We start from the raw sequence: 18,098 nt of genomic DNA, 5'->3' as shown, positions 1-18,098 counted from the left end.
TGAGATGGAAACAAATTTAGCTTTAGTATTACTTTTATCTCCATTTGTTGGATTTCTTTTCAATATTTTCTTAGGCAGTAAAGTAAGCCGAAATGTATCCGGAGCTATCGGAACGTTGACAGTAGTGGTTTCGTTCTTATTAAGCATCTGCTTTTTTGCCCAATTGAACCAAAACGGAAAGCCTTTTGAAATTGCTTTATTCGATTGGATTCAAGTAAGTAATTTCAAATTAGACTTTGGCATTTTATTAGACCAATTGTCATTGTTGTGGTTGTTGTTCGTAACCGGAATTGGTTCTTTAATTCACCTCTACTCTATCAGCTATATGCATGATGACGAGAACATGCATAAGTTCTTTGCTTACTTAAACCTATTCGTTTTCTTTATGATTACGTTGGTTATCGGAAGCAATTTATTGGTAATGTTCATCGGTTGGGAAGGCGTTGGATTGTGTTCGTATTTGTTAATCGGTTTCTGGTACAAAAACCAACCGTACAACGATGCCGCTAAGAAAGCGTTCATCATGAACCGTATCGGAGACTTAGGTTTCTTAATCGGAATGTTTATTATTGGAGCGATGTTCTCCTCTTTAAACTATAACGAAATAAAAACAGCGCTTACTGCAGGAAATGCTGATTCGGCTATGTTAGGTGTAGCTGCTTTATGTTTATTCATCGGTGCTACCGGAAAATCGGCTCAGTTACCATTGTATACTTGGTTACCGGATGCGATGGCCGGACCAACACCGGTTTCTGCGTTAATTCACGCTGCGACAATGGTTACCGCGGGTATCTTTATGGTAACACGCATGAACTTCTTATTCGATTTGACGCCGGATATCCAACACATTATTGCCATTGTTGGTGCAGCGACTGCTTTGGTAGCCGCCTCGATTGGCTTGTTACAAAACGATATTAAAAAGGTATTGGCCTACTCTACCGTTTCCCAGTTGGGATTAATGTTCTTGGCTTTAGGCTTAGGCGCTTATACGGTAGCGGTTTTCCACGTAATTACACACGCGTTCTTTAAAGCTTGTTTGTTCTTGGGTTCGGGTTCGGTTATTCACGGCTTGCACGGCGAACAAGATATGCGAAAAATGGGTGGTTTGCGCAAAGCGATGCCAATCACTTTCTGGACGATGATGATTTCTACCTTAGCCATTGCGGGTATTTTCCCGTTTGCCGGTTTCTGGTCGAAAGACGAAATCTTGATGGTAGCTTTTGAACACAACAAAGTATTATGGGTAGTGGCTTCGATAGCATCAATCATGACTGCTTTCTATATGTTCCGATTGATGTACTTAACCTTCTTCAAAGAATTCAGAGGTACCGAAGAGCAAAAACACCACTTACACGAAAGTCCGAGTTTAATCACCATTCCATTGGTAATCTTAGCCATTTTAGCGGTTATTGGTGGTGCCATTAATTTACCGGGAAGCATGTGGTTGAACCATTTCTTGGAACCGATTTTAGCGGCCAAACACGAAGCACATCATTTGGGAACTCAAGAATTTATGTTGATGGGTATTGCTTTAGCAGGCGCTATCGTTGGAATTATTTGGGCGAATGCCAAATACATCAAAGGTGGTTTCGTGCCGAAAGAAGATGCAGACATCAGCGGCTTTAACAAGACGGTTTACAACAAATATTATGTGGACGAATTTTACACCTTCTTAATCGTAAAACCGATTAACAGTTTGTCTAATTTCTTCCGTACAACATTGGAACCGGCATTGGGCAAAGTGGTTTTCAGTTTCGGAACCTTGGCTAACGGCATCGGAACACAAGGTAAGAAGTTACACAACGGAAATATTGGCTTGTACCTTTTTGTATTTGTACTTGGTATTTGTGCCATCATTACTTATTTATTTATCGCTCAATAATTTTTACACAATGGATGTAACTACTATATTATTATTACTGCTGATTGGTTCGATTGCTACGTTTTTTGCCGGAGATAAATTAGCTTCAAAAGTGGCCTTAGTATTCAGTTTGGGTGCTTTAGGATTGTCATTGTATTTGTTGAACTTACTGAGCCAAGGCGCCAACATCAGTTATATAGGCGAATGGATGAGCAGTCCGAAAGTAGCCTTAGCGTTCAAAGCCGATGGTTTATCAATGGCCATGGTTTTGTTGACCACTGCTTTAACACCCTTAATTGTATTTTCTTCTTTCGGAAACCAATTCAACAACAGTAAAAACTTCTACGCCTTAGTCTTGTTCATGTCGTTTGCCATGGTTGGTACTTTCTTAGCTGTAGATGGTTTACTATACTACATCTTCTGGGAATTGGCTTTGATTCCGATTTACTTCATCGCTTTGATTTGGGGTAACGGTGATGCCGAAGAGCGCAAGAAAGCCGTAGTGAAATTCTTCATCTACACTTTGGGCGGTTCTTTGTTTATGTTGATTGCTTTTGCTTACTTATATTCTAAAGCCGGTAGTTTCTTGATTGGCGATTTATACCAATTAGAGTTAACCGCTACGGAAGAATGTTGGATTTTCTTCGCTTTCTTCTTGGCTTATGCTATCAAAATTCCGATTATTCCTTTCCACACATGGCAGGCCAAAGTATACCAAAAAGCACCAACTGTAGGAACAATGCTTTTATCCGGTATCATGTTGAAAATGGGATTGTACAGCGTGATTCGTTGGCAATTGCCTATCGCGCCAAACGCTGCTAAAGCATATATGCCAATCTTAATTGGATTAAGTATAGCCGGTGTGATTTACGGATCTATCGTGGCATTGCGTCAAAAAGATTTGAAAAAATTATTGGCTTATTCGTCCTTAGCACACGTTGGTTTAATCGCCGCAGGTTGCTATACCTTAACCCTTGACGGATTAAGCGGTGCGGTTTCGCAAATGATTGCGCACGGTTTCGTAATTGTTGGATTGTTCTTTGCCGCTGAAGTAATTTTCAGAAGATATGAAACCAGAGCGATAGCCGATTTAGGCGGGATTCGTTCACAAACCCCAAAATTCACTTCAATGTTTATGATTTTAGTATTAGCCTCTGTGGCTTTACCGGGAACGTTTAACTTCGTGGGAGAGTTTACAGTATTGTACAGTTTGAGTCAAGTGAATATTTGGTATGCTGTTTTAGGTGGAACCACGATTATTTTAGGTGCTTACTATATGTTGAAGATGTTCCAAAACGTAATGTTAGGCGAAACCAATACCAAAGTATTTGCCGAAGTAACGACTAACGAAGCCATTACTTTTGTAGCGATCATAGCGTTCTTACTGTTCTTCGGATTGTATCCGAAACCGATAGTAGATTTGGTAACGCCGAGTTTGAATGAAATTTTAGCCGTAATTAATAAATAATAAAATGCAAGTATTAATAACAATAGTATCATTAGGTGTTTTTTGTCTGTTGGCAGAAATCTTCAATTTAAGAAAACTACTGGTTCCGGTTACTGTCATAGGTTTACTTGCCATTTTAGGAATCTCATTGAATCTTTGGGCTATCGACCCGAGCATCGACTCCAACTATGCGAGCATGATTGCCGTTGATAAATTTTCGAACGCTTTCACTTCATTGTTCATAGTGCTAACGATCTTCTTAATTGCCCTTAGCGGTGATTTTTACAAAGAACACCAAACCAAGATATCCGACTTTATTGCCATCAAAGTTTTTCTTTTGGCGGGAGCCGTTGCCATGGTTTCGTTTAGCAATTTGGCGATGTTCTTCTTAGGAATTGAAGTATTGTCGATTTCTTTATACGTTTTAGCGGCCAGCAAAAGATTGGATATTAAGAGTAACGAAGCCGGAATGAAATACTTCTTGTTAGGTTCATTTGCTTCCGGTATCATTTTATTCGGTATTTGTTTAATATACGGCGCTACCGGCTATTTCAATGTAGCGGAGATTAAAGACTTGTCTTCCGGTGCCGGTATTCCGGTTTGGTTTCCTATCGGAATGGTATTGATGATTATCGGAATGTTATTCAAAATTGCCGCTGCACCTTTCCATTTTTGGGCTCCGGATGTTTATGAAGGTTCTCCTTCCATCACCACGGCTACCATGAGTACATTGGCAAAAGTGGTAGCTATGGCAACGCTTTACAAATTGTTGAGCGGCTTGAGTTCGTCAATCATCCCAACTTTTGAAATGGTGATTGTTGTAGTTTCGATTTTGTCTATGACTGTCGGAAACATCATGGCTTTGCGTCAGGACAATGTAAAACGTATGTTGGCGTTCTCGGGTATATCACACGCCGGATTTATGTTGATGGCTATTTTAAGCTTGTCTACCGCCGCAGGAACACTCTTGTATTATACGGCAGCTTATGCTTTAGCGGGTATCGCTTCGTTTGCTGTAATCATTGCTGTAACACGTGACAGCGGTAACGAATTGACCGAAAACTTCAACGGTTTAGGAAAATCCAATCCATTATTGGCTGGTGTTTTAACCGCGTCTTTATTGTCTATGGCGGGTATTCCTATTTTCTCCGGATTCTTTGCCAAGTTTATGTTGTTTAGCGATGCCATCAAAGCCGGTTATTTGTTCTTGGTAATTGTGGGTGTTATCAATTCCATCATCAGTGTGGGCTATTATTTCAAATTGATTTTGGCCATGTACACCAAAGAAGCTTCAGCCGAAAAACCAGCTGTACCGGCAGTGTATTACCTTGTAGCCGTGAGTGCTATTGTATTAAATATTGCCATCGGATTGTATCCGTCCTTGGTTAGCCATCTATTGAACTAAAAAATCTTACTTCAGTATATTAGAAACCATCAAAATCGCTTTTGATGGTTTTTTTGTTATCAACAATCGGCAAAATTAACTTTTGTTCCACTGCAAAATCTTTACTTTTATACCATGTATGCGTTAGTCGATTGCAATAATTTCTATGCTTCTTGCGAGAGGGTTTTTCAGCCGCATTTGGTGGGAAAACCAATAGTGATTTTGTCTAATAACGACGGTTGCATCATTTCCCGAAGCGATGAAGCCAAAGCACTTGGCATTGCGATGGGCGCGCCCGAATTTAAAGTGCGACAAGAACTTAAAGACAAAAACATCCAAGTCTTTTCTTCTAATTATCCTTTGTATGGCGACATGAGTCATCGGGTAATGAAAATCCTCGAAGGTTTTACACCACATGTAGAACCTTACAGCATAGACGAAGCCTTTATGAATTTTGACGGCGTACCGGTAACCGATTTCCACGATTATGGTTTGCAAATGAAAAGCCGCGTTATGCGATGGCTCAGCATTCCGGTTTCGGTGGGTTTTGCGCCGACCAAAGCGTTATCGAAAGTTGCCAATAAAATCGCCCGTAAGTTCCCTAACAGAACCCAAGGTGTCTATGTAATCAATTCGGAAGAAAAGCGCGTAAAAGCCTTAAAATGGACTAAAATTGAAGATGTTTGGGGCATCGGATTCCGACTGACTAAAAAGATGCAAGCCAGAAACATCAACACAGCTTACGATTTTACATTGCCGCAACACGAAGCTTATATCAAAAGTACGATGGGTGTGGTTGGTTTGCGTTTGAAATACGAACTCGAAGGACAATCAGTACTGGAATTAGAAGAGCCTAAGGACAAAAAAAATATTGCCATCACCCGAAGCTTTGCCGGAAACATCACCACACTCGATGCCATGAAAGAACGCGTTTCTACCTTTGCCATGGTATGTGCCGAGAAACTCCGCAAACAAAAATCGTGTTGCCAGGGCGTAATTTTGTATTTGAGAAAAGACAAGTATAAAGTGGACCGACAGCGCTATAATTTCTACCGTATGGAAACCTTGCCGTATGCGAGTAATTCTTCCATTACCATTAGCAACTTAGCGATAAAAATGCTGAAGGAAGTTTTTGAAGAAGGGGAAATCTATAAAAAAGCCGGGGTGATAGTAACCAACATTATTCCCGAAAGTCAAAAGCAATTCCATTTGTTTGAAGAAGAAAATCCGAAGCACTTGAAGCTCATGCAAGTAATGGACGAGTACTATAAAAAAACCGGAGAGCGGAAAATCAAACTCGCCAACCAAGACCTGACACGTACTTGGACTATGAAGCAAGAGCATTTGTCTAAAAAATACACTACTGAATTTCGTGAAATCTTGACCATAAAATGCCAATGAAAAGTCCGTTAACCTTTTTCAAACCCGATTTCGAAAACTCGAGATCCCTACCCTATTTTGAAGGCGGTATCAAAGCCGGATTTCCTTCGCCGGCGACCGATTTTGAAGGCACCCAAATTAGTTTAGACAAGGTATTGGTAAAAAACTTTGAAGCTACTTTTTACGCCAAAGCTGACGGTACTTCGATGATAGGCGCCGGGATAGACGACGGAGACATCATGGTAATCGATCGCAGTTTGGAACCTACCGACGGGAAAATTGCCGTTTGTTGTATAGACGGCGAATTCACCGTGAAACGCATCAAAGTTGAAAAAGACGCCCTCTACCTCATGCCGGAAAATGCTGCCTTCCAACCGATAAAAGTGACCGAAGAGAACAAGCTGTTGGTTTGGGGTATTGTGACTTATGTGATTAAGCGTGTTTAAATAAAAAAGCCTGATACTTTCGTATCAGGCTTTTGTTTTGCTCCCCCTCTTGGGCTCGAACCAAGTGAGTTAGAGCTAGTAAAATCATTACTTCACAAGATTGCAGAAATAGAGTTATCCCAATTCTATGCCTCTTTATGATTTCTACTATCATAATAGGGAAAGAATGTATTGAAGTAATTAAGTGTTTTAAATATTATCTAATTTCCAATACTCAAAGTAATCATTTAGTTTTTGAGCTTTTTCATTTAGGGATTTTTGAAGTAAATTAATCCATACCTTAAAAGAAACATATTTATAAGAAGGACTACTTTTCGACTTCAATAAGTTGCTAATTGATTCTGAATAATTCTCATCTGATAAAATACTTTTTATAAAATCTGTATCAATTGAGTTTAACTCTAAACCTGATTTTTGAAATTCAAATTTTGACTCATTGTAAATCTTATCAGATTCTTTTTGAATTAATTCTATTAATCTTTCCCCAATCAAAACTCCTATAAAAGCAACCTTAATATCATCATAGTTGTATTTGGTAAAATACGCATCTTTGAATTTTTCAATATCCGATAACTTAGATTTTATGTATAAGCAATTCTCAGAATCAAACTTAGATAGAACAGCATCTATCTTGTTTTTTTTAAGCCTACTAAATACAATGTTTATGAATGCTGTCAATTCCATTTTGTTCCTTTGAACAAAATTGTCTGTCTCAGTTAATTTTTGTGATTTGTTAATTTTGAGAACTGATTCAGAGAGTGATTGTCCAAGTTCAACATTCAAAAGTTTGTTATAATCATCTTCTTCATAAGAGTAATCAATTTGATTAAAAATATTTTGAATTTCAGGACTTAACTTTTTCTTTTGCTTAGTCTTTTCCCTATACTCTTTATTGGTGATGTATTTAAAGGCATAAGATGTAAAACCTATCAAAACAAATATTCCACCAATTATTAAAACTACTGTGATTTTATCTAACATAATTTAAGCATTTTGAATTATTCTTAAATATTCAATGAACAATTGCATAGTTACAAAATATATCAAAGCGTAACGCATACGTTCCTTTAATTTTTGTTACAAAGCCCAAACTTTGGTCAATGGATAAAGAGATTGAACTTCAACAGTTTGGTAAAAAAATTAAGGAAATGCGTGAGTTAAAAGGTTTAACTCAAGCTCAACTCGCACATAAGATTAATAAGGATAGAGAATCAATTGCAAGGTTAGAAAGAGGAGGAATTAACCCAACTTACATTTACTTAATGGAGATTTGCGAAGGACTTGAAATAACAATGGAGGAATTAATGAAATTTAACAACCGTTAAAATCACCTTTTCGCTATATTATTATATCTTAATTTATTTATAATAAAACTTTTCCCTCTCAAAAAAGGTGTTTTAAACACTCTTACTCACATACATAAATTAAAATTTCTACTATCATAATAGGGAATGTAAGTTATAGATTCCCTTCATCACTAAAACTATAGTATCCCTCTCTAGTAATAATTAAATGGTCTAGTAAGCCAATTTCCATCAACTTACAAGCATCCTTAAGTCCTTTAGTAATTTTTACATCAGCATCACTAGGAACTAATTTACCACTAGGATGATTATGTATCATTATAATACTAGAAGCATTACATTTTAATGCCACTCCTAGAATAATCCTTATATCTACAACTGTTCCTGATATACCACCTTTAGAAAGTTCATATATCCCTAAAACAATATTTGCTCTGTTTAAAAGAACAATTTTAACCTCTTCTTGGAACTCAATAATATCTTGATTCCAATGCTTAATAATTAAATCAAATATATTTTGGCTATTAGTGACTTTTACCTTTTCAAGATTAGTATTTGAATAGGAAACTTTAATTTCAGCTACTTCCATAAGATTAAAAATAAAAAACTCGTCCACTTTTGATATTTCCCTGAATTGGGTATAATCATTTTAGGACGAGCTTAAATTAAAGTACTGGCTCTTCTTTGTATTGACCATTTTTAGAGAAAGTATTCCCCTCCGCCAAAAGTGTTTGAATAGCTTTATCCTCATTGGTTGTGGCATCTTGATTTAATTCATAAACATATTTATGAGCTAATCTGATTACCTCGCCAGTTTCTTTAACTGTGTAATCATAAGGTTCACACACTTGTTTTACTACAAATCCTTCCATCTCAGTTCCTATTAGAGATTTACAAGTTAATTCATCAAATGTAGAGGGAATAAAAGCCCTTTTTGATGTTGCATAAAACTGATTTGTAATTTGTGATTTTACCATTTCTAATCCTCCGGAAATTTCTAAAACAAAGAATTCTTTTCCCTCCTCTGTTTGTCTTTTTGAATAGTTTACAATTCTTACCATTGATTTAAAAGTTTGTGTTGAATTTAGCCTAGAGTGAACTAACATTTACTTTTCATATATTCCAACTTTCACAATAAGTTGATGAAGTATAAAAATCAAATGTATTTAATAGGCACAAGAAACTCTTTCCTGCTCAAAATAGGTGGAGGTATTTCCTGTGATTAAAGAAACGGGGGTATGTACTTTGGGGAGGTTTACATTTACATAGAAGCTACTAAAAATTTTTTCTAAAAAAATATTACTAAATTTGATAGTTTAAGGAAACTAGAATGAATAAGAGATTTGAGAGTTTTAAAAAAGCACTATACCGAAGGGATATTAATAAAAAGGAATTAATAGAAGATTTAAAGGCTTTCTATTCGTTTGAAGAACAAGAATTCATACTAAAGAGAATTCCAAGAACATTTGATAGCTTAGTATATGGCGATTTATTTGTAAAAAATGAAAGTGACTTCGGAAAAAGGGCATTAAGTTATTATGAAAATGATGAAAAGGAGATTGGATGGCTTGTACACCAGTTCTTAAAACATCCTAACGAAATTAATTTTTTTCTGAGTAAAAAGAAACAATTTGAGAATACTATACTACTTGGGGATTATGCCAAATCTTCTGAAATTTTAGCTGAGATAAAGCAAGTTTCTCTATCATATTGGGGGCTTGAAAATAAATTTTTATTAACACAGTACGACAAAGGTCTCGAATTCAATTTTAAGCTTTTAAATTCTTGTAAGACAAAACAAATTAGTGACCCTGCATTCTATTTTTTAATTACTTTCTTTAGTTGTAAAGTTGAAGATGACATAACTTTTTTTAATTATGAAAGTACTTTAGAAAATCTAACGAGTCGTGATATAAGTCCAGATTATGCGGAATATTTTAAATTTCGATTAAATCCAATAAAATATGATTATAATGATTTTGGCAGTGTTTTTTGGGCTAGTGGAAAGTTACCTCTATTTGACAAGTATTTGATTTTTAGAGCAGCTATAATAAAGTACAAATTTTATGAAACAGACACTGATAAAATTGAATTTTTTAAAAGACAATGTACCAACATAGCTAAAAAAATTGATGACAATCTACTTTTAAAAATGTTGTCAATTGATGATTTTTCTTTAATAAGTGATAGAAATGATTTAAATATTGAAGAGTTATCAATAGTTGATGATTTCACTGTTGGGAAATATGATCAAGTTATTAAAAGTGCAAAGATTTTTTTATCTAAAAACATCAATTTTTCAATAGTTGAATTATATGTTAAGGCACATATCCATCTCAATATATCAATTCAAAAAGTTTCTGATTTCCCATGTATTTTAGACAATATTATTGACTTAGTCCACAAATATTGTTTGAGAAATGAAAAATCAAATGAATCTTTAGTTGATTTATTGACAAGTGCTTTATCAATATCAAGTTTTGACATTTCTAAAGAAATTGTTTGTTTTATACAAAGAAATCTTGAAAATTCAGAATCTGAAATAAACAATTTTGAAACCACAAATTCTTATTTGTTCTCAGATTTTTACAACCCCATTAACTACCAAATCTTTAATAATCTACTTAATCAAAAAGAGTATTTAAATTCACTTTCGAAAAGAGGTTCAATAACAACAGATTTCTTTGATAGTATTTTAAGTGGAGATGAAAGTGTTTTAATAAATTTTAAAGGTATTATTCCGGAATATAGAATAAAATTTTATAGGGCTAAGTACTTGTTTAACTCAGGTGAATTTGAATTGTGCAAAGATGAAATAATTCAATTGCTCCCTTTGGTTGAAGTTCATTATATTAAAGAATATTGTATATCTATCTTGTTTGAATGTTATTTTAATCTTGGACTTAATGACGAAGCAATCAACCTGTTTGTTGATACTTATTTGACTAATAAAGCAATTGTTTCTAAAATTGAAGCAAAAAAATTAGCAACAAAAATTTATAAGAATAACTGGAAATACATTTCTATTGATAATATTAGTTTCCCAATATTTATGTACCTAGTATTTGACGAAACTCATCCTAAATATATAGCATACGATTTATACATGAGGTCTCAAAGAATAGACCGCCCAACTGAACTAATTAATGATGGAGTTTTAGCAACTGAATCACAGATTTTCTTTTTAAAAAATATTGCAAATCAAAAAATAATTTCAAGAAAAGTTACTGTTTTTAAAAACTCAAACTCAGTTTTGCTTGAAAGAATTTCTATTTGCCAAATTTTAGCTAGAGTTGATACAAATCATGTTAAAGAATACAACCAAGAAATAGCTGAAATAACAAAAAGAATCACTGTTCAAGAAAGAATAAAAGAAATTGACCAAAGTAAAATTTATGTTGATGAAAATGGAATCCTTTCATCTGAATTATCAGATGTTAAAAAAGGATTTGTAAGATACCGAACTATTTCAGAGCTTCTAAAATCAAGTAATATGGATGCAAAGGGTATTGCTTATGAAGCTTTGTATGATTTACTAAAAGGAAATATTGATGCTGATACATATAAAAAATCTATCAGAAAATCTGATATGCAATACGAAATATTTGTACAGTTGTATAAGGATATAAGGGATAAATTTCTTTTTAGTAATCAATATGGTCTGGACTATTATTTAAGTCAAAGAATAAGACATGGCACTATTATTAACCAGTTACGCAAATCATTTAAGGGTTATAATTTGGTGACAACAAAATCATCTGTGAATGGAGAATATATAAAAAATGAAAATTGGAGACAGATTAATTCTGATTTAAATATTGAACAAAGACTAAATTTTGAAAATAGATTAGCATCTTTTTCTTCATCAATAGATGAGATAATTAACAGTTTGAAAGACAATTACATTCAAATTAAAACTGAAGATTCTAAAACTAAGCAAACAGGGTGGTTTGATTATATGTTTATTCCTGAATGGGATGAATCGTGGCTGTATCTTGTTTTTACAGAATCATTGCAACATTACGATGATTTTGAGGAGTTTGTTAAAGTTATTTTTGAAATATTGTGGAAGTTTACCGAAAGTAATTTGGAGCACATAAGAGATAATATTAACTCTGATATAAAAGAAAATCTAATAAGTGAATTGGATAATCTGGAATTAGATTTAAAGGTTATTCTTCCAGCTAAATCCTCTAGTGCTATTTTTAGAGCAATTGCAGATTGTAGAACAAGCGTTCAATCTGATGTTGATTATGTTGTAAGTTGGTTCAATAAAAGCAAGAATAATGAAATTGATTTTTATATAGACGATGCACTAAACACAAGTTTAACTATAGTTAACAACATTAATAATCCTGCAGAATTAAAATTAATCCAAAATGACCAAGAAAAATGTTTGATTAAAGGAATCTATTTCCCTCATTTTGTTGACTTAATAAAGATTTTTTTAACTAATATTCATGATTATTATAAGAATAACGATATGCTTGATGAATATGCAAATGTTACCATATCTAATGAAGGGGAAAAAATTATCATTGAATTTGACAACCTATTAACAGAAGTTGAAGATTTAGAAAAGCTTAAAGACGAGATTAAAAAAGCTGAAAATGATTTAAAAAACATTAATTTGAAAAGAATTAGAGGTGAAGGAAATACTGGTTTCAAAAAAGCATATAACATCATTCAGAATGTATTTCGCGACTCTAATAACTATTTTAGTTTTGAAATAGAAAAAAACAAATTCAAAGTAACTTGTAATATTTCACTTGTAAATTTATTGAAATGAAAATATTGATTGTAGAAAATGACCCCAACAAATCAGGTCAATTAGAGCTTTTTTTAAATGATGAACTGAAAATTCATAAGAGGAATATTGAGGTCAAAAAATCATACCAAAGTGGACTAGAAACAATCTTGTCCAATCACTTTGATTTACTAATCCTTGACATGAGCTTACCTACTTTTGATATTACAAAAGAAGATGATGGTGGAGAAACATTAGACAGAGGAGGAGAAGTCATCCTCCAAGAAATGGAGAGAGAAGGCATAAAAATAAAAGCTGTTATAGTTACTCAGTATGAAGAGTTCGGTGATGTTTCTCTTGAAGAAATTGACAATTCACTTAAAAATGAGTTTTCAGACTTTTATTTAGGTTGTATTTATTATAATTCAACACAAATGGGCTGGCAAAATGAGTTAAAAAAAATAATAGAAAATTTTAAATAAATGATTTCAATTTTAATTGTTGATGATAATAGTCAAAAAATAGCTGCGATTAAAGAAGTTCTTCTTGAATATGTTGAAATTCCCAAAACTAACATTAAAATATCAGTTGATGCAAATAATGCAAGACTGCAAGTTGATACTGATAAATTTGATTTACTTATACTTGATCTAGTCATACCTAATGAATTTGGAGAAGAGGAATCTCCTGAGAATGGTATTGACTTTTTAAATGAATTAAGTTCAGACCCAAATAAATTTAGACCATTTCATATAATTGGTATTTCAGGTTATAGTGAATATATTGATAAATATTCATCAGAATTTAAAAAGAACTTATGGTATTTAATTGAATATAGAGAAGATGAGGAAGAATGGAAGAACGTTCTTAGAAGCAAAATAGAGTACTTAATAAATTCCAAAAATGAATTAAAAAAAATAGATGATATAGAGTATAATTTTGATGTTGCAATAATAACTGCTATATATAAGGAATTAGACAAAGTCTTAAAATTAAATTACAGTTGGAAAGAGTATAAAGCCAACAGTGATAACACTATTTATTATATTGGTCAAACTAGAAAGGATGAACAAATACTAAAAATTGTTGCTGCTTGTTGCCCTCAAATGGGAATGTGTGCTTCATCAACTTTAACTATGAAGCTAATTAGAAATTTTAAGCCAAAATATGTAATGATGAGTGGAATTTGCGCTGGAATCAAAGGTGAAGTTGAATTAGGTGATGTTTTAATTGCTGACCAAGTTTGGGATGGCTCAAGTGGTAAGATAAAAAATGATGGGGACAATGGAGCATTATTTCAACCAGACCCAAAATTCAAAATTTTAGATGAAGGAATTAAAGAGAAGCTATTGCCAATTACTTCTAGAAGGAAATACTTAGACGAGATAAGAAATGAGTACCCAGGAAGCCCTCCTTCACACATATTGAATGCATACATTGGACCTATGGCCTCAGTTCCTGCTGTTATTCAATCAGAAGGTGAGATTGAAAAAATAAAAAATGTAAGCAGAAAATTAATAGGTATAGAAATGGAGAGTTATGGTGTTTTCTATAGCTCTGATCATGGTATTAAACCTAAACCAAAAGTGATATCAATAAAATCAGTTTGTGATTTTGCAAATGAAGAAAAGAATGATTCATTTCAAGATTATGCCGCCTATACTAGTGCTGCATTTATAGATAAAATGATAAATAATGAGCTTGAGTATTGAAATACTTTAATTTAAATTTTCTATAATTTATAATTATAATCATTTTTTTATTTCGATAAATTATTATTGGCATTATTTTTGAGGAAAAATGATTGCCTGTTTAAGGCTACTTCGAATATTTAATAGAGTGCTGCCTTTGCCTCTAATTTTTCCAGAATACTGTTTATTGTTTCTGTAGAATTAGGCAAAATCAATGGTGTTGATTTTGTCATTTCTGCGTGTGTAGTGTTGTTCTCATTCGCATTCATAAAAATATATAATTTTTTTAAGAATGGAATTAACAAATTTAAACAAAGTAGATGGGTTCAATAAAACCCATATTAACTGGACTGACCTGACTTGGAATCCATGGACAGGATGTTCTAAAGTATCCGCAGGATGTAAATTCTGTTATATGGATAATTTTGAAATTAAAAATGGTAGAAACCCCAAAGTAGTAAAAAGAACTTCTAAATTGGTTTTTGAAAAGCCCTTAAAAGTTTTAACCCCATCAGTAATTTTTACCTGCTCCATGAGTGATTTTTTTCACCCTGATGCAGATGAATGGAGAAAAGAAGCTTGGGATATTATCAGGAGAACTCCTCATCATACCTATCAGATTTTAACCAAGAGACCTGAAAGAATTAAACAATGTTTACCAGATGATTGGTGCAGGGAAAACTACAGACATGTTTGGTTAGGTGTTAGTGTTGAAAACAACGAGCCTAGTGTTATTGATAGAATTAGAGTTTTGATAGAAGTCCCGTGTGAAATTAGGTTTATTTCCTTTGAACCTCTTTTAGATGACATCAAGCTAGAGCCAAATCAGTTAGATGGTATTCATTGGGGTATTATTGGTGGAGAATCTGGAGTTTTTAAGGATGGTAAAGTACCATTGTTTAGAGAGGCAAAACCAGAGTGGTTTAGAAATTTAAAAAATACTTTACAGAAAGCTGGTGTATTAGTATGGTTCAAACAAGCCGGAACCTTTCTAGCTAGAAAGTATAAAATGAAAGGTAAAGGAGATTTGCTCAGCCAAATTCCTGAAGATTTAAGGTTTAGAGAGAGACCTGAATTGAATTAAGTCCACTAACAATTGCTAAAACAGCAAGGTCTAGCCCTGAAATATGGGTTAGCCCTCCTTCGGGAGGGGAATGGAAAAAAATTCAATAGTGGAGTCTGTATTAAATCTCCACTCTAATCAGTTAAATAGCTCAAGTCAAGATACAGGACTTGTTACTTTAAGTAAAGATGGCTATGAAAAAATTAGTTCTTTGACATTGTATGTGCCTGAAAATATAAATATAGACAGGCTTTTGGATGAAAACCCTCCTGATTTTAAGTATAAGAGAGATTGTTTTGTCTACATACTCCATTTGATTACATCAATTCCTGCAGGGAAAAGAGATATTATTGATAACAGTCAGGGATTTACCCCTATCAATAAAAAGTTCCTTCAAGCAAGAATACATAATTATAATGAGTATATAAACTATCTTAAAAGACATAGAATCATTGAAGAGAATAGACAGTATAAACCAGGGAAATTTTCAAGAGGTCTAAAGTTTGCTCAAGCTTACCAATCAAAAGTTATCCCTGTTAGAATAACAGAATGGACTTTAATTAAGAATATTGAATATCTTAATAGAAACTATAATGTTGAATTAACAGAAGAATTAAGCTATTTAAAAAGATGGTTTAATGATGAGCTTGAAATTGATTATGAAGGTGGGATTAATTATTTGAATGAGTTGTATGAATCAGAATTATGTAATGGAGAAACTAGTGAAATAATGTTGAGATACAACAGTAGATTGCTTCCATTTTTAAGACTAAAAAACAAGGAGTTTTCATTTCATGTTGATAATACTGGTTTTAGATTGCATACAAACATTACACAGTTGATGGGAGGCTTAAGAAGATTTGTTAAATATGGAGGTAAGAGACTTTGTGCAATTGATATTAAAAACTCACAACCCTTTCTAGCTATCTCATTATTGGATGATGATATCTTTACTAAGAACAATATGGATACTAAGATTACTAACCCTAAGTTAACTACTCTATCTAATTACCCTATTATGGTAGTAGAAAAAATAAGGAGAGTCAAAAATGAGCCAGATGTTTTACAATTTATAGAAAATGTAGCCAGTGGCAATTTTTATGAGGGATTTGCGAGAGTTCTAATTGAAAATGGATTGGTTGAACCTAATTCTCCTGAAATACTGAGAGAACAGGCAAAAGAGATTACTTTTTGTTCAATTTACAGTCCAAACTCTCTAGTAAGCTCAAGTAGGTATGTTCAACTTTTTAAAGAACTATATCCTAATGTTTACAGTATTTTCAAATTAATTAAAAAAGGACATGGAAATCACCCTGCCTTTTCAATTTGTTTACAAAGGCTAGAAGCGGAACTAGTACTTCATAAAGTATGCAAAGTAGTATCTGACGAAATGCCTGATGTGTTTATAACAACCCTTCATGACTCAGTAATTACTACTGAAGACAATGTGGAGTATGTTGAATCAATAATGTACAATGTATTAAAAGAATTTATAGGTGTAGAACCTAAATTAAAAAGAGAGAGATGGAACTAACCCATCTCTCTTTCTTTTAGTTTTGCATCTAAATTTACCATATACTCACTAACTTTTTTCTGTACAACTTTAGCATAATGTTCTTGAGTTATGCTCATTTTGGAATGTCCTAGTAATTCACTTACTATTTCCATAGGCACGTCATTATAAAGCAATACAGTTGATGCGAATGTCTTACGCGCGGTATGATGGGTGAGTTTCTTTTCAATACCAATAATTTCAGCTATCTCTTTTAAATAAGAATTAAACTTCTGATTGCTTATTCTTGGTAACATGTAGATGCTATCCTGATTACTATACTTCTCTATTATGGTAGTAGATTTTTGTAATAATGGAACTGAAACAATCTTACTAGTTTTATCTCGAACTATTTTAATCCAATTATTACCATCAAAACCCTTTTCAATGTGTTTTGGTTCTAATTTAATCATCTCATTATAAGCTAAGCCAGAATAACAGCAGAACACAAATAAATCTCTGACTATTTCTAATCTTTGCTGTGAAAAAGTATGATTTTCCAATTGCTTCAATTCATCAGTATTAAGATAAACTACATTAGTTATCACTCTTTTTGGTTTGTGCTCAACAAAGGGAGATGAGTCAATCAACTTAGCTATTACAGCTGTTTTAACCACCTTTTTAAACCTTTGTAAGGCTTTATTAATTGTCACTTGCTTTTGTTGCTTCTCTGTCTTTAAATAGTACTCAAATTCAACAATAAATGAAAAGTTTAAGTCTTTTAGCAAAACATCATTTTTATTGTATTTCTGCCTTATAAAGTCTCTTAAATCACTATGGATATAATTAAATTTATTCCATGTTGAATCTTTAATTTCAATCCCTACTAGTTTCTTAAATTTTAAGAGATATTCATTGTAATAAAAACACAGTCCTATATTTTGAATAGCAGGCTTACCTTTATATTGGTTGTAAACATCTTCAACAGTAAATTCAATTCCTTGAATTTGGAGCATTAAAAAAGCCTGATTAATTTTATTTTTAATCAGGCTCAATTCGTTATTTATGAATTTATTTTCTTCATTAGGAGGTTTAGCTGTTTGTAGCTTACTGTACCAATGATTAGGATTAATGAATAACCCTGTAGTAAAGGGCTTTCTAGCGCCTAAATAAGTTAATCTGCAAACTAATGGGACTAATCCCTTTTTATTTATTCTAGAAGCAGAAATAACAAACAATATTTTCAATGATTTTGTTGTCATCTGATTTAATATTAATGTTAT

15 protein-coding genes are annotated in these 18,098 nt (G+C 33.1%); 11 read left to right on the top strand and 4 right to left on the bottom strand.

Going from position 1 to position 18,098, the window contains the following annotated elements:
* Positions 1–4: 4 nt before the first annotated feature.
* From nuoL to ACJG85_RS03960, 5 genes are all read left to right on the top strand, one after another.
* Positions 5–1,882 carry an NADH-quinone oxidoreductase subunit L gene (gene nuoL / locus ACJG85_RS03980; RefSeq protein WP_412476985.1) on the top strand — a complete coding sequence of 626 codons (1,878 nt, stop codon included), beginning with the start codon at positions 5–7 and terminating at the stop codon, positions 1,880–1,882.
* A gap of 10 nt (positions 1,883–1,892) precedes the next feature.
* Positions 1,893–3,329, top strand: coding sequence for a complex I subunit 4 family protein (locus ACJG85_RS03975; protein ID WP_412476984.1), 1,437 nt, complete (start codon positions 1,893–1,895; stop codon positions 3,327–3,329).
* Between the two features lie 4 nt (positions 3,330–3,333).
* A complete protein-coding gene (locus tag ACJG85_RS03970; protein WP_412464932.1) occupies positions 3,334–4,713 on the top strand; it encodes an NADH-quinone oxidoreductase subunit N in 1,380 nt (459 codons plus the stop codon).
* A gap of 114 nt (positions 4,714–4,827) precedes the next feature.
* Positions 4,828–6,093 carry a Y-family DNA polymerase gene (locus tag ACJG85_RS03965; protein WP_412476983.1) on the top strand — a complete coding sequence of 422 codons (1,266 nt, stop codon included), beginning with the start codon at positions 4,828–4,830 and terminating at the stop codon, positions 6,091–6,093.
* A complete protein-coding gene (locus ACJG85_RS03960) occupies positions 6,084–6,518 on the top strand; it encodes a LexA family protein (protein WP_412476982.1) in 435 nt (144 codons plus the stop codon). Before ACJG85_RS03965 ends, ACJG85_RS03960 begins: the two co-directional genes overlap by 10 nt.
* Positions 6,519–6,707: 189 nt before the next feature.
* Here the strand turns inward: ACJG85_RS03960 and ACJG85_RS03955 are convergent, their stop codons facing one another.
* The gene (locus ACJG85_RS03955) at positions 6,708–7,499 is read right to left on the bottom strand and encodes a hypothetical protein (protein ID WP_412476981.1); all 792 of its coding nucleotides are present in this window, start codon (positions 7,497–7,499) and stop codon (positions 6,708–6,710) included.
* Positions 7,500–7,618: 119 nt separating this feature from the next.
* Here ACJG85_RS03955 and ACJG85_RS03950 point away from each other — a divergent pair, with 119 nt between their 5' ends.
* Positions 7,619–7,843: a helix-turn-helix domain-containing protein gene (locus ACJG85_RS03950; protein ID WP_412476980.1), complete on the top strand. Its 225-nt coding sequence runs from the start codon at positions 7,619–7,621 to the stop codon at positions 7,841–7,843.
* 133 nt (positions 7,844–7,976) lie between these two features.
* Here the strand turns inward: ACJG85_RS03950 and ACJG85_RS03945 are convergent, their stop codons facing one another.
* Together ACJG85_RS03945 and ACJG85_RS03940 are read right to left on the bottom strand one after the other, a co-directional pair.
* Complete coding sequence (locus ACJG85_RS03945; RefSeq protein ID WP_412476979.1) at positions 7,977–8,411, bottom strand: JAB domain-containing protein; 435 nt, start codon at positions 8,409–8,411, stop codon at positions 7,977–7,979.
* A 76-nt stretch (positions 8,412–8,487) separates the two neighbouring features.
* The gene (locus ACJG85_RS03940) at positions 8,488–8,883 is read right to left on the bottom strand and encodes a hypothetical protein (RefSeq protein ID WP_412476978.1); all 396 of its coding nucleotides are present in this window, start codon (positions 8,881–8,883) and stop codon (positions 8,488–8,490) included.
* A gap of 269 nt (positions 8,884–9,152) precedes the next feature.
* Here ACJG85_RS03940 and ACJG85_RS03935 point away from each other — a divergent pair, with 269 nt between their 5' ends.
* The 5 genes from ACJG85_RS03935 (at position 9,153) to ACJG85_RS03915 (ending at position 16,857) form a co-directional block, all read left to right on the top strand.
* Entirely contained in the window at positions 9,153–12,611 is a 3,459-nt protein-coding gene (locus tag ACJG85_RS03935) for a hypothetical protein (protein WP_412476977.1), read from the top strand.
* Complete coding sequence (locus ACJG85_RS03930; RefSeq protein ID WP_412476976.1) at positions 12,608–13,051, top strand: hypothetical protein; 444 nt, start codon at positions 12,608–12,610, stop codon at positions 13,049–13,051. The genes ACJG85_RS03935 and ACJG85_RS03930 overlap by 4 nt, the downstream gene beginning before the upstream one ends.
* Positions 13,052–14,281, top strand: a complete 1,230-nt coding sequence (locus ACJG85_RS03925; protein ID WP_412476975.1) for a hypothetical protein — start codon at positions 13,052–13,054, stop codon at positions 14,279–14,281.
* A 271-nt stretch (positions 14,282–14,552) separates the two neighbouring features.
* The gene (locus ACJG85_RS03920) at positions 14,553–15,344 is read left to right on the top strand and encodes a DUF5131 family protein (RefSeq protein ID WP_412476974.1); all 792 of its coding nucleotides are present in this window, start codon (positions 14,553–14,555) and stop codon (positions 15,342–15,344) included.
* A 70-nt stretch (positions 15,345–15,414) separates the two neighbouring features.
* Positions 15,415–16,857 carry a hypothetical protein gene (locus tag ACJG85_RS03915; protein WP_412476973.1) on the top strand — a complete coding sequence of 481 codons (1,443 nt, stop codon included), beginning with the start codon at positions 15,415–15,417 and terminating at the stop codon, positions 16,855–16,857.
* On the opposite strand, the gene ACJG85_RS03910 is transcribed toward ACJG85_RS03915, so the two are convergent.
* Positions 16,854–18,077 carry a site-specific integrase gene (locus ACJG85_RS03910; protein WP_412476972.1) on the bottom strand — a complete coding sequence of 408 codons (1,224 nt, stop codon included), beginning with the start codon at positions 18,075–18,077 and terminating at the stop codon, positions 16,854–16,856. The genes ACJG85_RS03915 and ACJG85_RS03910 overlap by 4 nt on opposite strands.
* Positions 18,078–18,098: the final 21 nt, after the last annotated feature.

Source organism: Flavobacterium mekongense (assembly GCF_047038255.1).
Lineage (GTDB): Bacteria > Bacteroidota > Bacteroidia > Flavobacteriales > Flavobacteriaceae > Flavobacterium > Flavobacterium mekongense.
The sequence above is the reverse complement of the archived record's forward strand: the minus strand, read 5'-3'. Positions and strand labels throughout refer to the sequence as shown.